The organism is Roseateles sp. AC306 (assembly GCF_979253795.1).
This window is the reverse complement of record NZ_CEEDEB010000004.1, coordinates 240,489-255,085: the sequence shown is the minus strand read 5'-3', so window position 1 is coordinate 255,085 and position 14,597 is coordinate 240,489. Positions and strand designations below refer to the sequence as shown.

Here is a 14,597-nt window from a genome sequence, read left to right as displayed (position 1 = left end):
AGGCCAGCATGAATACTCGACCCATCCGCTTTTTCCACCGTGGCCAGATCGCCGAAGTGGCAAGCCTGCCCACCACCACGACCGTGCTGCAGTACCTGCGCGAGCACGCCCATTGCACCGGCACCAAGGAAGGCTGTGCCGAGGGCGACTGCGGCGCCTGCACCGTCATCCAGGGTGAGCTGGACGCGACGGGCCAGCTGCAGCTACGCAATGTCAATGCCTGCACCCAGTTCCTGCCCACGCTGGATGGCCGCGCACTGCTGACGGTGGAGGACCTGGGCGGGCCGGAGGTGCTCAACCCCGCACAGCAGGCCCTGGTGGACTGCCATGGCTCGCAATGCGGTTTCTGCACTCCGGGCTTCGTCATGACGATGACAACCTGCTATGAGGCCCACCAAGCCGCCGGCACGCGTCCCGACCGCCAGGAACTGGCCGACGCGCTGTCCGGCAACCTGTGCCGCTGCACCGGCTACCGGCCCATCCTGGATGCCGGGGAACGCATGTTTGACGTGCCCGCCCGCCTGCTGGACCGCGAGCCCATCACCGCCGCGCTGCACGAGCTGGCCACCGACGAGCCGCTGGGCTATCAGCACGCCGGCAGCCGCTTCCATGCACCGCAGAGCATTGCCGACCTCGCCCTGCTGCGCGAGACCTACCCGCAGGCGACGCTGCTGGCCGGCTCGACCGACATCGGCCTGTGGGTCAACAAGCAGTTCCGCGAGCTGCCGGCGCTCATCTACACGGGCCGCGTCGAGGCGCTGCGCGAGATTCGCGCGGAGGACTTCAACGGCCAGCCTGGCCTGTGGATCGGCGCCGCCGCCTCACTGGAAGATGCCTGGGCCGCGCTGACCGAACTGGCGCCGTCTCTTGCTGAGCTGTGGCGGCGCTTTGCCTCGCCGCCGGTGCGCCATGCCGGCACGCTGGGCGGCAACATCGCCAACGGCTCGCCCATCGGTGACGGCGCGCCGGCCCTCATCGCGCTCGGCGCCGACGTCATCCTGCGCCGCGGCAGCCAGCAGCGCCGCCTGCCGCTGCAGGACTTCTATCTCGACTACATGAAGAAGGACCTGCAGCCCGGCGAGTTCGTCGAGGCGCTGCATGTGCCAAGGCCCGACACGAGCTGGGCGATCTCGGCGCACAAGGTCTCCAAGCGGCATGACAGCGACATCTCCGCCGTCTGCGCCGTGCTGGCGCTGCAGCTGCGCAATGGCAGCGTGCAGCAGGCCCGCTTCGTGTTTGGCGGCATGGCGGCCATCGTCAAGCGCGCGACCGGGGCCGAGGCCGCTGTCGTGGGGCAGCCCTGGGTCAAAGCGACCGCCGAGGCCGCAGCCATCGCGCTGGTGAATGATTTCAAGCCCATGTCCGACGTGCGCGCGTCTGACCGCTACCGGATGAAGGTTGCACAGAACCTGCTGCGCAAGCTCTGGCTGGAAAGCCTGGACAGGCGTACGGTGACCGTGTGGCGCACGGCGAGGCTGGCAGCATGAACAAGCCTGAAGCCCTGCCGGCCTTGCAACCCGTGGTCGGCCAGTCGCTGCCGCATGAGTCGGCCCACCTGCACGTCAGCGGCGCCGCGCCCTACACAGACGACCTCCCCGAGCCCGCCGGCACGCTGCACACGGCGCTGGGCCTGTCGCCCATCGCCCATGGCAAGCTGCTGGGCATTGACCTCGAGCGCATCCGCAGGATGCCTGGCGTCGTCGCCGTGCTGACGGCTGCGGACATCGCCGGTGAGAACAACTGCGGCCCGCTGCTGCATGACGACCCCATCCTGGCCGACGGCGAACTGCGCCACGTCGGCCAACCGGTATTCGCCGTCATCGCGACCGACCGCGAGCTGGCGCGGCGCGCGGCCGGGCTGGCGAAGCAAGTCATCCAGGCCGAACCGCTGCCACCGGTGCTGACGGCGCTCGAAGCCCACGCGCTCGGGCAGTACGTGCTGCCGCCCATGCACCTGACACGCGGCGAGCCGGCCGAGCATCTCGCCGTCGCGCCGCACCGCCTGCAGGGCACGTGGAGCCTGGGCGGGCAGGAACAGTTCTACCTGGAGGGCCAGATCAGCCTGGCCGTACCGCAGGAAGGCGGCGACGGCATCCTCGTGCACTGCTCGACGCAGCACCCCAGCGAGATGCAGCAGCTCGTCTCGCACGCCCTGGGCTGGCCGGCCCACCGCGTCGTCGTGCAATGCCGGCGCATGGGTGGCGGCTTCGGCGGCAAGGAATCGCAGTCGGCGGTGTTCGCCTGCGTCGCGGCCATCGCCGCGCTGAAGCTGAAGCGGCCCGTCAAGCTGCGCGTGGACCGCGACGACGACTTCCTCATCACCGGCCGCCGCCATGGCTTCGACTACCGCTGGGACGTGGGCTTCGACAGCCAAGGCCGCATCGTCGCGGCGGACGTCGACCTGATCGCCAACGCCGGCCACAGCGCCGACCTGTCCGCGCCGGTGATGGCCCGCGCGCTCTGCCATTTCGACAATGCCTACTGGCTGCCGCACATCGCCATGCACGGCTACTGCGCAAAGACGAACACGCAGAGCAACACCGCCTTCCGCGGCTTTGGCGGGCCGCAGGGCGCCATCGCCGTCGAGATGATCCTGGACGGCATCGCGCGCCAGCTGGGGCTGGACGGGACCGAAGTTCGCCACCGCAACTTCTACGCACCAGGCCGCGATGTGACGCCCTACGGCCAGCAGGTTGAGGAGCTGCACGCCCAGCCGCTGACGGCCCAACTGCTGGCCAGCAGCCGCTACGCCGAACGCCGCGCCGAGATCGCCGCGTTCAACGCATCGAGCCCGGTGCTCAAGAAGGGCCTGGCCTTCACGCCGGTCAAGTTCGGCATCTCTTTCAACGTCGTCCACCTGAACCAGGCCGGCGCGCTGGTGCATGTCTACACCGATGGTTCGGTGCTCGTGAACCATGGCGGCACGGAGATGGGCCAGGGACTCAACACCAAGGTCGCCCAGGTCGTGGCGCATGAGCTGGGCCTGCCTCTGGCGTCGGTGCGCTGCTCGGCGACGGACACGAGCAAGGTCGCCAACACCTCGGCCACGGCCGCATCCACCGGCAGCGACCTCAACGGCAAGGCGGCGCAGGATGCCGCGCGCAAGAGCAGGCTGAGGCTCGCGGCATTGGCCGCTGAACGCTTCGGCTGCCCGCCCGAACTCGTTGCTTTTGAAGCTGGCCAGGTCAGCGGCGGCGGTCAGAGTTTGGCGTTCTGTGAACTCGTCGCCGCGGCCTACATGAAGCGAGTGCAGCTCTGGAGCGACGGCTTCTACGCGACGCCCGGCCTGCACTGGGACCGCGTCAAGCTGCAAGGCCACCCCTTCTATTACTACGCCTGGGGCGGCGCCGTTTGCGAAGCTGTCGTCGACACGTTGACCGGCGAGAGCCGCATCACGCGCGCCGACCTGCTGCACGATGTCGGCACCAGCCTGAACCCGGCGCTGGACATCGGCCAGATCGAAGGCGGCTTCATCCAGGGCATGGGCTGGCTGACCATGGAAGAGCTGGTGTGGCACCCCACCAGCGGCCTGCTGACGACACACGCCCCCAGCACCTACAAGATCCCGACCGCCAACGACTGCCCAGCCGAGTTGAACGTCGAGCTCTTCGGCGTGGCCAACGCCAGCGAAACCATCCACCGCAGCAAGGCCGTCGGCGAGCCGCCGCTGCTGCTGGGCTTTGCGGCGCTGCTGGCGATCAAGGATGCTTGCGCGGCCTGCGGGCCGGAGCGCTGCGACCCGCCGCTGCGCGCGCCGGCCACGGCCGAGGCGGTGCTTGACGCGATAGATGCCGTGCGGGTTTAACGGACCTTTTGCGTCGCCGCGACAACGGCCTGGGTGCGGGAGCTGACGCCCAGCGCCTTCAGCACCGCAGCGACATGGTCCTTCACCGTGTCGACGCTGACGCCGAGTTCACGGGCGATCAGCTTGTTGGGCAGGCCCTCGACCAGCAGATTCAGCACGGCCTTCTGGCGCGGCGTCAGTGGCAGATGGGCCCAGTCCTGCGGTGGCTGCGTGGCCTCCGGTGCGGGTTTGCCGGGCAGACGCGTCAACGTCGGTACATAGGTGCCGCCGGCCAGCACGAGATGAAGCGCCTGCACCAGCGTACTCAGATCACTGCGCTCGGGCACATAGCCGACCGCACCGGCGCCCAGGGCCTGCAGGGCGTCATCGATGCTGTCGGTGCCTGAAATGACCACCAAGGGCAGTGCAGCGTGTTCGCGATGGATGTACTCGAGCAACTCGGCGCCGCCGTCCATGCGCAGGTCCAGCAGCACCAGACCCGGCAGGGCTTGCTCAAGCGTCGTACGGGCGGCGGCAACGCTGTCGACACCCTGCACCTGGAAACCGGCGAAGTGCCGCTCGATCAGCCCGGTGAGCGCGGCACGCACCATCGGAAACGCATCGACCAGCAAGACCCTCATCTTTTCATCCCCCAAGTGCAGACGATGATAGTCAACGCAAGGCGGCGGCCAGCAGGGGTTTGGCCCAGGCGGGCACGCTGCGCAGCGGGGCGTGCGCCACCATGCGGCCGGTCTGCATCTGCAGCAGCAACACCGGCTGAGGCCTCTTGCCGGCGCGCGGGTCGGCCTCGAAGCTGTTGTCGTAGATGCGCAGGCTGGCCAGGTGAGGCATCAGCTTGACGAGGTTGCTGCGGCTGGCATCGAAGCGCTCGCGCACTTTCGCCGCAGGGATGTCATGGCCGCCGGCCGCCACGCGCGCGGCGATGCGTCTCAGATGCAGTTCGGGCGTCGCCAGGCCGGCAAACCAGACATGCACCGGGGCGCCGTTGCGGGCGCCATCCAGCAACAGCTTGACGATGGTGTTGCCGCCCAGCGTGGTCTCGAAGGCAAAGGTCAGGCCGTCGGCCAGTGCCTTCTCCAGGCCGCGCCGGCCCAGCGTCCAGGCCAGGCCGTTGGCTTGTTCGGCGGACAAGCCGGGCTGCTGCTCGCGCAAGCGTGCGGCGGCGATGTCGGGGTTGAAGAACTCGGCGCCGCTGGCCTGGATGGCTGCGCCGCCCAGTGAACTCTTGCCGGCGCCGTTGACGCCAGCCAGCACGAAGATGGGCAAGGCTCAGGCGGCCTTCTTGATGCGAACACGGGAGGGTTTGGCGGCCTTGGTAGCCGCCACGCCGATGGCCTCGGGCGTCATCGCAAAAGCATCGGTCAGCGCGTCACCCTGGCCCTGCATGCGCGCCAACATCGCGTCGAACTCGCCGCCCAGGGCGCCGAGGTCCGGCTCCGCGGCACGCTGCATCTCGCGGTAGCGCTCCACCGACATCAGCACGAAAGCCGGTTGATCGTGCTTGGTGATGAGCACGGCGCCATGCGCGGCCACCGTGCGGCCGACCTGCTGGATGCCGGCCACGAGCTGGGTGGCCGACACGCTGGGCAGTTGGTCGGCGATGGCTTGTTCGAGGACGGCGGACATGGCATCTCTCCTGGCGATCTGGGTATTTTGCCTGTTTTCTGTAAATTACCCAAATACCCGCACGACCGGCCCAGGCGGCGTGGCCGCCTGGGCGGGATATCAATGAGCCTCTTCCCAGTTCGAGCCGACACCCACCTCGGCCAGCAGCGGCACCTTGAGCGCTGCCACGCCGGCCATCAAGCGCGGCACCTCGGTGCGCATCCAGTCCAGTTCGGCCTCGGGCACCTCGAACACCAGTTCGTCGTGAACCTGCATGACGATCTTCGCCCGCTTGCCCGCCCGGTCCAGCTCGGCCTGCACCTGTAGCATGGCCAGCTTGATGAGGTCGGCCGCCGTGCCCTGCATGGGCGCATTGATGGCCTGGCGCTCGGCACCCGCGCGGCGCTGGCCGTTGCCGCCGCGGATCTCGGGCAGGTAGATGCGCCGGCCGAAAAGCGTCGACACATAGCCCAGTTCGGCCGCGCTCGCCTTGGTCTCGTCCATGTAGGTCTTCACGCCGGCAAAGCGCGTGAAATAGCGGTCGATGTAGTCCTTGGCGGCCTTCTGCTCGATGCCCAGCGCAGAGGCCAAGCCGAAGGCGCCCATGCCGTAGATGAGGCCGAAATTGATGGTCTTGGCGTAGCGGCGCTGCTCGTTTGAAACCTCGGCCAGCGGCACGCCGAACACTTCCGACGCCGTCGCCTTGTGCACGTCCAGGCCCTCCTGGAAGGCCTTGAGCAGGCCCGGGTCCTCGCTGATGTGGGCCATGATGCGCAGCTCGATCTGCGAGTAGTCGGCGCTGACGATGCGGCAGCCCTCGGGCGCGATGAAGGCCTCGCGCACGCGCCGGCCCTCGGCCGTGCGGATGGGGATGTTCTGCAGGTTCGGTTCGTTGCTGGACAGCCGCCCCGTGATGGCCACCGCCTGCGCATAGTTGGTGTGCACACGGCCGGTGTGGGCGTTGATCTGCAGAGGCAGCTTGTCGGTGTAGGTGCTCTTGAGCTTGGACAGGCCGCGGTACTCCAGGATCTTGGCCGGCAACGGGAAGTCGGCCGCCAGCTCGGTCAGCACCTCTTCGTCGGTGGACGGCGCGCCGGTGGCCGTCTTCTTCACGACCGGGAGGCCCAGCTTGGTGAAGAGGATGTCGCCGATCTGCTTCGGGCTGCCGATGTTGAAGGGCTGGCCGGCGATGTCGTAGCACTGCGATTCCAGCAGCACCAGGCGTTGACCGATCTCATGGCTTTGCGCTTGCAGCCGCTCGGAATCGATCAGCACACCCTGGCGCTCGACGCGGGCCAGCAGGTCGGCCGTCGGCATCTCGATGTCGCGGTAGATGTGCGTCAGGCCCGCATCGGCCTCGATCTGCGGCCACAGCACGCTGTGCAGGTGCAGGCACATCTCGCTGTCTTCGCCCGAGTAGGTCGTGGCCTTGTCGACGCTGACCTGCGCGAACGGGATCTGGTGCGCGCCCTTGCCGCACAGGTCCTCGTAGCTCAGGCCCTTGCGGCCCAGGTGGCGCTCGGCCAGCGCTTCGAGGTTGTGGGTCTTGTGGGCTTCGAGCACATAGCTCTGCAGCAGCGTGTCGTGCTGTACGCCGGCCAACGCGATGCCGGCGTTGGCCAGCACATGGCGGTCGTACTTCAGGTTCTGGCCGATCTTCTTGGCGGCCTCATCCTCCAGCCAGGGCTTCAGCCGCGCCAGCACCTCGTCGAAGGGCAGCTGCTCGGGCGCGTCCGGGCCGCTGTGGTGCAGCGGGATGTAGGCCGCCTCGCCGGGCTTGTCGGCAAAGGAAATGCCGACGATGCGCGCGGCCATCGGGTCCAGCGAATCGGTCTCGGTGTCCAGCGCGCACAGCGGCGCGGCGCGCAGGCGGGCGATCCAGGTATCGAGCTGTTCGAAACTCAGAATCGTGTCGTACCGGCCTGCCACGTCGGATGCACCGGCGGGCGGCTCGGGTTCGTCGAACAGGCCGGGGTTGGCCACAGGCGCCGCGGCCTTGGCTTTCGGCGCGGGTGCCGCACCCGTCAGTTCCTCCAGCCAGGCCTTGAAGCCGTTGCGCGTGTAGAACTCACCCAGCGCCGCCTTGTCCGGCTCGCGGAAGGCGAGTTCCTTCAGCGCGGGCCAGCCGGCGACATGCTCGGCCAACTCGCAGTCCACCTTCACGGTGACCAGCTTGCGGCCCATCGGCAGCCAGTCCAGTGCTGCACGCAGGTTCTCGCCGGCCTTGCCCTTGATCGCCGGCGCGGCGGCGATGACGCCGTCCAGCGAGCCGTATTCCGCCACCCACTTCGCCGCCGTCTTGGGGCCCACGCCCACCACGCCCGGCACGTTGTCCACCGTGTCGCCCATCAGCGTCAGGAAGTCGACGATGCGATTCGGCGGCACGCCGAACTTGGCCAGCACGCCGGCCTCGTCCAGCCGCTCGCCGCTCATCGTGTTGATGAGCTCCACGTCCGGGTTGACGAGCTGGGACAGGTCCTTGTCGCCGGTGGACACGATGACACGATGACCCTGGTTCGCGCCGATGCAGCACAGCGTGCCGATGACGTCGTCCGCCTCCACGCCGGGCACCGTCAGCGTGGGCCAGCCCAGCAGCTTGACGACCTCGTGGATGGGCTCGATCTGCGCGCGCAGCTCCGGGGGCATGGGCGAGCGCTGGGCCTTGTATTCGGGGTACCACTCGTCGCGGAAGGTCGGGCCAGAGGCGTCGAACACGCAGACCGCATGCTCGGCGCCGACATCGCTTTGCAACTTCTTCAGCATGGCCACCATGCCGCGCACGGCGCCAGTGGGCTGCCCTTCGGGCCCACGCAGGTCGGGCATGGCATGGAAGGCACGGTAGAGGTAGCTGGAGCCGTCGACCAGCAGCAGGATGGGTTTACTCATAGCGAGGCATTCTCGGCGAGCGCGCCACCTAGAATCGACAGCATGCGTCGCCTTGCCGTACCCCTGCTGATCGCTGCCTTCACCGGCAGCGCCCTCGCCGACCCACCGCCCGAGCCCAAGGTCGAGAAGACCGTGGCCGAGGACGACCAGGTGCGCATCGAGGAGCTGAAGGTGCGTGGCGAGGCGAAGAAGGTCACGGTCAAGAACAAGCTGACCAGGGCGCCCGACTACGAAATCGTCGTCAACGACGCGGGCCGCGAGTCGGCCGGTGGCACCGGCACAGGCATGCCCAAGAGCGGCTCGGGCTCACGGGTCTGGAACGTTCTCAAATTCTGATTGCGCGCGGCCCCCGGGTCGCCAATTTCCCAGACCCATGGCCGTTTTCACCGAAGTCAGCGCCGAGCAGGCCCAAGCCCTGCTGGACCACCTCCAACTCGGGAGCTTGAGCTCGCTGCGCGGCATTGGCGCCGGGATCGAGAACACCAACTATTTTGTCGACTGCACGCGCGACGGCCATCTGCACCGCTATGTGCTGACGCTGTTCGAGCGCCTGACGGCCGAGCAGTTGCCCTTCTACCTGCGGTTGATGCAGCACCTGGCCCAGCGCGGCGTGCCGGTGCCCGAGCCGCATGCCGACACGACCGGCGAGATCCTCTTCGAAGTGGCGGGCAAGCCGGCAGCCCTCGTCGACCGCCTGCACGGCGGCCACCAGATGGCGCCGGACGCTTTCCACTGCGCCCAGGTCGGCGCGACGCTGGCGCGCATGCACCTGGAAGGCAAGGACTACCCGCTGCACCAGCCCAACCTGCGCGGCCTGGCCTGGTGGCGCGAGGTGGTGCCGCAGCTGCTGCCCTTCCTGGCCGCCGAACAGGCCGAGCTGCTGACGAACGAACTGGCCTACCAGGAGCAGCTGGCCGCGTCGGCGCGCTATGGCGACTTGCCGACCGGCCCCATCCACGCCGACCTCTTCCGCGACAACGTGATGTTCGAGCCGGGCGAGGGCGCCGGCCGTGAGCGGCTGACCGGCTTCTTCGACTTCTATTTCGCCGGCGTCGACACCTGGCTGTTTGACATCGCCGTCTGCCTGAACGACTGGTGCATCGACCTGAGCGACGGCCGCCTCATCGAGGAACGCGCCGCCGTCTTCGTCGACGCCTACGAGCGGGTGCGGCCGCTGTCCGGCGCCGAGCACCGCCTGCTGCCGGCCCTGCTGCGCGCGGCGGCGCTGCGCTTCTGGGTGTCGCGCCTGTTCGACCTGCACCTACCGCGCGAGGCGTCGCTGCTCAAGGCGCACGACCCCACCCATTTCGAGCGCGTGCTGCGCGAGCGCATTGCCAAGCCCTGGCATGCCTTGCATGACGAGGCCCTTCAATGACGATGCAACTGCATCTGCAGGATGTGCCGGCTCGCAACGGCCGGCTGTGGATACGCCATGGCTTCAAGGTCTTCCAGCGCCAGCCGCTGGCCCTGTCCAGCCTGTTCGGCCTGTTCCTGTTCGTCGGCTTCGTCGCCTTGCTGCTGCCGGGCGTCGGGCCGCTGCTGACCTTTGCCTCGCTGCCGCTGCTGTCGCTCGGCTTCATGCTGGCCACCCACCTGGTGCTGCAGAAGAAGACGCCGACGGCCAGCGTCTTCGCCGCGCCGCTGAAGCTGACGCCCGAGCGGCGGCGCAGCCAGCTCGTGCTGTGCTTCAGCTATGCCGTCGCCGTCGTGCTGATCGGCCTGCTGGCCGACTGGGTGGACGGCGGCAGCACGCGTGACCTGCAAAAGCTCATCGCCGAGAACGCCGACAACGAGGTCATTGCCAACGCAGCGACCGACCCGCGCCTGTTCTGGGGCGTGGCCACGCGGCTGGGCCTGGTGGCATTGCTGTCCGTGCCCTACTGGCATGCACCGGCCCTCGTGCACTGGGGCGGCCAGGGCGTGGCCCAGGCGCTGTTTTCCAGCACGCTGGCGCTGTGGCGCAACAAGGGCGCCTTCGCACTGAACGCCCTGCTCTGGGCCGCGGTGCTGATGGGCGTGGCCGGTGTCATCAGCCTGGTGTTCGGGCTGCTGGGCCTGGCGCAGTTCGCGCCCATGGCACTGATGGCCACCGGGCTGCTGCTGTCGACGGTGTTCTACGCCTCGCTGTATTTCAGCTTCGTCGACTGCTTCATGTTCGGCGCGCCTCCGGGCCTGCTCGACGATCAGCCCTGACGAGGTATCGCGTAGGTGCCCGTCGCATGAGCGACCGGCTCGTCTTCACCTTCTGAGTAGATCCACACCTCGCCCACCGCGAGGGTTTTGCCCAGCTTCATCAACCGGCAGCGCGCCACCACGCGCCGGTCCGCGCGCGGCTTGCGCAGGAAGTTGATGGACAGATTGGTCGTCACCGCCAGCGGCACGATGCCGATGCGCGCCAGGATGGCGATGTACAGGGCCACGTCGGCCAGCGTCATCATGACCGGGCCCGACACCGTGCCACCGGGGCGCAACTCTGCTTCGCCGACGGGGTGGGCGACGACGACGCTGCCGTCCTCGTCCAGTTCCTCAAGCGTGCAGCGGTTCTGCGGGAATTCGGCCTGGAGGAAGGCGATGAGTTCCTGCAGGTTCACGGCGGGGGAAGGCGTCACGGCACGCTCCTGGAAAAGATGACGCAGCTTATGGGATGGACGGACGCAAGAGGCCGGGTAGGCCTGATGCTTCGTGTCCCCCGGGCCGCTACGCAGCCCTCCTCCTTTACCTGCGCATCAGGCCTACCCGTCCTCCTGCTCGCGTTGCGTTCGTTGATCGCCCCGAAACCCGCTGAGGGAGAAGCCGGGGTGCGGGGCGCGCAATTGCGCAGGTAAAGGAGGAGGGTCGCGTAGCGACCCGGGGGACACGGAGCAATTGCGCGCCCCCGCACCCCGGCGCTGGCCAAATCTCCACCCATTCAATCAATCGGCGTCAGCTTCGCCACCGACAGCGCCAGCCACTTGGTGCCGTGACGCCCGAAGTTCACCTGCGCCCGCGCATCCGTGCCGGCGCCTTCCAGCGTCAGCAGCACGCCCTCGCCGAATTTGGTGTGGAAGACGCTCTTGCCCACGCGCAGGCCGCCGTGTTCGTTGGAGACCTTCTGCTGCATGCTGGCTGGCACCGGCGGCTCGACCCATGCCGCCTTCTCCACGCGGCCGGCGCCCACCATGCCCTTGAGGCCCGTGCCGCGTTCCCAGGCCTGCTGATACTCACGCGCAAAGCCTGAGCCGAAGCCCTGATTGCGCGGCGTCAGCCACTTCAGCGCTTCTTCAGGCAGCTCGTCGAAGAAGCGGCTCTTGACGTTGTAGCGCGTCTTGCCATGCAGCATGCGCGTCTGGCAGAAGCTGAGTGACAGCTTCTGGCGCGCCCGCGTGATGGCCACGTACATCAGGCGCCGCTCTTCCTCGATGCCGTCGTGGTCGGACATCGAGTTCTCGTGCGGGAACAGGCCCTCTTCCAGGCCCGTGATGAACACCGCGTCGAACTCCAGGCCCTTGGCGGAGTGCACGGTCATCAGTTGCACGGCGTCCTGGCCGGCCTGGGCCTGGTTGTCGCCGGCCTCCAGTGACGCGTGAGTCAGGAAGGCCACCAGCGGCGACATGATCTCGCCCGTCTCCGCATCGGGCACCGCGCCGGGCGTGCCTGCCTCGGCCACCTCGTCGACCGGCAGGCCCACCGCGTTCTTGCCAAAGCCCTCCTGCATGACGAAGGCCTCGGCCGCGTTGATGAGTTCGTCCAGGTTCTCCAGCCGGTCGGAGCCGTCCTTGTCGGCGCGGTAGAAGTCCAGCAGGCCCGAACTTTCCAGCACCTGCTCGATGATCTCGCGCAGCGTCATGCCCTGCGTGAGGTTGCGCGTCGAGTCGATGAGGTTGGTGAAGGCCAGCAGGCTGGCGCCGCCCTTGCCCGCGAGCGCGCCCACGCTCTGGTAGAGGCTGCGGCCACTGGCCTTGGCGGCGTCCTGCAGGTTCTCCAGCGTCTTGGCGCCGATGCCGCGGGTCGGGAAGTTGACGACGCGCAAAAAGCTGGTGTCGTCGTTGGCGTTCTCCAGCAGGCGCAAGTAGGCCAGCGCGTGCTTCACCTCGGCGCGCTCGAAGAAGCGCAGGCCGCCGTAGACGCGATAAGGGATGCCCGAGTTGAACAGCGCCGACTCGATGACCCGCGACTGCGCATTGCTGCGATAGAGGACGGCGATCTGCTGCCGGTCCAGCCCGCCGCGCACCAGGCTCTGGATCTCCTCGATCAGCCACTGCGCCTCGGCAAAGTCGCTGGGCGCCTCCTGCACGCGGATGGGGTCGCCCAGGCCGGCGTCCGTGCGCAGCGTCTTGCCCAGGCGCTGGCTGTTGCGGCTGATCAGCTCATTGGCCGCATCCAGGATGTGGCCGAAGCTGCGGTAGTTCTGTTCCAGCTTGATGACCCGCTTGACGCGGTACTCGCGCTCAAAGTCGGCCATGTTGCCCACACGAGCACCGCGGAAGGCATAGATGCTCTGGTCGTCGTCGCCCACGGCCAGCAGGCTCTGGCCGTTATCCAGACCCGGCGGCGCGAACATCTTCAGCCACGCGTACTGCAGCTTGTTGGTGTCCTGGAACTCATCCACCAGCAGATGGCGGAAGCGCCGCTGGTAGTGCTCGCGGATCGCGGCGTTGTCGCGCAGCAGCTCGTAGGAGCGCAGCATCAGCTCGGCGAAGTCCACCACGCCTTCGCGCTGGCACTGGTCCTCGTAGTTGGCGTAGATCTCGACCAGCGTCTTCGTCTGGTCGTCGCGCACTTCCACGTCGCCGGGGCGCTGGGCTTCCTCCTTGCAGCCGGCGATGAACCAGCTGACCTGCTTGGGCACGAAGCGCTCTTCATCGAGCTTCATCGCCTTGATGACGCGCTTGATGGCCGACACCGTGTCGCTTGAATCCAGGATCTGGAAAGCCTGCGGCAGGTTGGCCTGCTTCCAGTGCGCGCGCAGGAAGCGGTTGCACAGGCCGTGGAAGGTGCCTATCCACATGCCGCGCACGTTGAACGGCAGCATGGTGGAGAGGCGGGTCAGCATCTCCTTGGCGGCCTTGTTCGTGAAGGTCACGGCCATGATGCCGCCGGGGCTGACCTGGCCCGTGTTCAGCAGCCAGGCGATGCGGGTGGTCAGCACCCGTGTCTTGCCCGAGCCGGCGCCGGCCAGGATCAGCGCCGGTTCGGCCGCTGCGGTGACGGCGGCAAGCTGCTCGGGGTTGAGGTTCTTGAGGAGGGGACTGGTCTGAGCAGCAGCGTCGGGAAAAACGTCTTGCACGGGGTTCATCGACGCATTTTAAAGAGGCGCCCTTCGGCACCGCCGCCGGCCGGCATCGCGCTGCGGCCGCGTCAATACTCCAACGGCGACAAGTGACACGAGGCGCCTCGCTCAACTGAGCAATAAGCAGCGGCTGCCATCGGGCGCCGGCTGCTTTCATTTGCGCCTTGCCCCTACCGGCGCCGCACCTTGCCGGCCCGTCCGGCCTTGGACCACTCGTAGGCCTCGCCGTCCGGCGTCCTGCCGCCCTCCACAGCCGAGACGCCCGGCCGCCCGACGCTTTCCGCCAGTTCAGTGGAGATGCTGACGTGGCGACGGCCCAGCCTTCGCTGGCTCTCTGCCCAACCCAGCGCCTGCGTCAATTCATTGCTACTGAAAAACTCGCACACCGGCAGCGCCGCGTCGCCCTCGCCTTCCAGCCAATACACCACGATGCCCACGCCCGCTCTCCCTTCAGATGCCTGGCGACAGCGTAGCGCGTCGCGGCATGATGCGCGCCATGGAACATGCCATCGAACTGCGCTCGCCACAGCCCGGCGACCTCGGCTGGATCGTCGAGCGCCACGGCGCCTTCTATGCCGCCGAGTACGGGCTGGACGTTCGCTTCGAGGCCTTGGTCGCCCGTATCTGCGCCGACTTTGTCGACCGCCTGCAGCCCGATCGCGAAGCCTGCTGGATTGCCGCGCGCGGGCCGGAGCGGCTGGGCTGCGTAATGCTCGTGCACGCCCGGGAGGAATCCACCGGCAAGCTGATCCCCGGCGTCGCCAAGCTGCGCCTGCTGCTGCTGGAGCCGCATGCGCGCGGCCTGGGGCTGGGCAAGCGGCTGGTGCGCCAGTGCAGCGACTTCGCCCGCGCCGCCGGCTACCAGCGCATCGAGCTGTGGACGCAGAGCGCGCTGACCTCGGCGCGGGCCATCTATGCGGCCGAGGGCTACCAGCTCGTCCACAGCGCCGCCGGCCACGGCTTCGGCCAGGACGTCATCAACGAGACCTGGGCGCTGACCCTCTAGAAGGCTGCACCTGCACCAGCCCTGTG

The 14,597-nt window shown here is 68.0% G+C and carries 13 protein-coding genes; 6 read left to right on the top strand and 7 right to left on the bottom strand.

Annotated elements, in window-relative coordinates; all coding sequences use genetic code 11:
- Positions 1-8: 8 nt before the first annotated feature.
- Complete coding sequence (gene xdhA / locus AC0IZJ_RS11640) at positions 9-1,487, top strand: xanthine dehydrogenase small subunit (protein WP_471849790.1); 1,479 nt, start codon at positions 9-11, stop codon at positions 1,485-1,487.
- Entirely contained in the window at positions 1,484-3,805 is a 2,322-nt protein-coding gene (gene xdhB / locus AC0IZJ_RS11635; protein WP_471849788.1) for a xanthine dehydrogenase molybdopterin binding subunit, read from the top strand. Before xdhA ends, xdhB begins: the two co-directional genes overlap by 4 nt.
- On the opposite strand, the gene AC0IZJ_RS11630 is transcribed toward xdhB, so the two are convergent.
- The 4 genes from AC0IZJ_RS11630 to polA form a co-directional block, all read right to left on the bottom strand.
- Positions 3,802-4,425, bottom strand: coding sequence for a response regulator transcription factor (locus AC0IZJ_RS11630; RefSeq protein ID WP_471849786.1), 624 nt, complete (start codon positions 4,423-4,425; stop codon positions 3,802-3,804). The two genes, xdhB and AC0IZJ_RS11630, sit on opposite strands and share 4 nt — an antisense overlap.
- 31 nt (positions 4,426-4,456) lie before the next feature.
- Positions 4,457-5,071: an AAA family ATPase gene (locus AC0IZJ_RS11625; protein WP_471849784.1), complete on the bottom strand. Its 615-nt coding sequence runs from the start codon at positions 5,069-5,071 to the stop codon at positions 4,457-4,459.
- A gap of 3 nt (positions 5,072-5,074) precedes the next feature.
- Positions 5,075-5,431: a type II toxin-antitoxin system prevent-host-death family antitoxin gene (locus tag AC0IZJ_RS11620; protein ID WP_471849782.1), complete on the bottom strand. Its 357-nt coding sequence runs from the start codon at positions 5,429-5,431 to the stop codon at positions 5,075-5,077.
- Positions 5,432-5,530: 99 nt separating this feature from the next.
- Complete coding sequence (gene polA, locus AC0IZJ_RS11615; protein ID WP_471849780.1) at positions 5,531-8,296, bottom strand: DNA polymerase I; 2,766 nt, start codon at positions 8,294-8,296, stop codon at positions 5,531-5,533.
- Between the two features lie 42 nt (positions 8,297-8,338).
- Between polA and AC0IZJ_RS11610 the strand changes: the two genes are divergently transcribed.
- Genes AC0IZJ_RS11610 through AC0IZJ_RS11600 form a run of 3 tightly spaced genes read left to right on the top strand, consistent with a single transcriptional unit; the run spans position 8,339 to position 10,489 of the window.
- Positions 8,339-8,632, top strand: coding sequence for a hypothetical protein (locus tag AC0IZJ_RS11610; RefSeq protein WP_471849778.1), 294 nt, complete (start codon positions 8,339-8,341; stop codon positions 8,630-8,632).
- A 37-nt stretch (positions 8,633-8,669) separates the two neighbouring features.
- Positions 8,670-9,671: a homoserine kinase gene (locus AC0IZJ_RS11605; RefSeq protein WP_471849776.1), complete on the top strand. Its 1,002-nt coding sequence runs from the start codon at positions 8,670-8,672 to the stop codon at positions 9,669-9,671.
- Positions 9,668-10,489: a BPSS1780 family membrane protein gene (locus tag AC0IZJ_RS11600; protein WP_471849775.1), complete on the top strand. Its 822-nt coding sequence runs from the start codon at positions 9,668-9,670 to the stop codon at positions 10,487-10,489. The genes AC0IZJ_RS11605 and AC0IZJ_RS11600 overlap by 4 nt, the downstream gene beginning before the upstream one ends.
- Here AC0IZJ_RS11600 and AC0IZJ_RS11595 read toward each other — a convergent pair.
- The 3 genes from AC0IZJ_RS11595 to AC0IZJ_RS11585 all read right to left on the bottom strand — a co-directional run bounded on the left by AC0IZJ_RS11595 (position 10,480) and on the right by AC0IZJ_RS11585 (position 14,002).
- The gene (locus tag AC0IZJ_RS11595) at positions 10,480-10,905 is read right to left on the bottom strand and encodes a PaaI family thioesterase (RefSeq protein WP_471849773.1); all 426 of its coding nucleotides are present in this window, start codon (positions 10,903-10,905) and stop codon (positions 10,480-10,482) included. The genes AC0IZJ_RS11600 and AC0IZJ_RS11595 overlap by 10 nt on opposite strands.
- A 299-nt stretch (positions 10,906-11,204) precedes the next feature.
- Positions 11,205-13,571 carry a UvrD-helicase domain-containing protein gene (locus tag AC0IZJ_RS11590; protein WP_471849771.1) on the bottom strand — a complete coding sequence of 789 codons (2,367 nt, stop codon included), beginning with the start codon at positions 13,569-13,571 and terminating at the stop codon, positions 11,205-11,207.
- Between the two features lie 164 nt (positions 13,572-13,735).
- Entirely contained in the window at positions 13,736-14,002 is a 267-nt protein-coding gene (locus AC0IZJ_RS11585) for a hypothetical protein (protein ID WP_471849769.1), read from the bottom strand.
- 59 nt (positions 14,003-14,061) lie between these two features.
- On the opposite strand from AC0IZJ_RS11585, the gene AC0IZJ_RS11580 reads away from it, so the two are divergent.
- On the top strand, positions 14,062-14,571 hold the full coding sequence (locus AC0IZJ_RS11580; RefSeq protein ID WP_471849767.1) for a GNAT family N-acetyltransferase: 510 nt from the start codon (positions 14,062-14,064) through the stop codon (positions 14,569-14,571).
- Positions 14,572-14,597 lie beyond the last annotated feature (26 nt).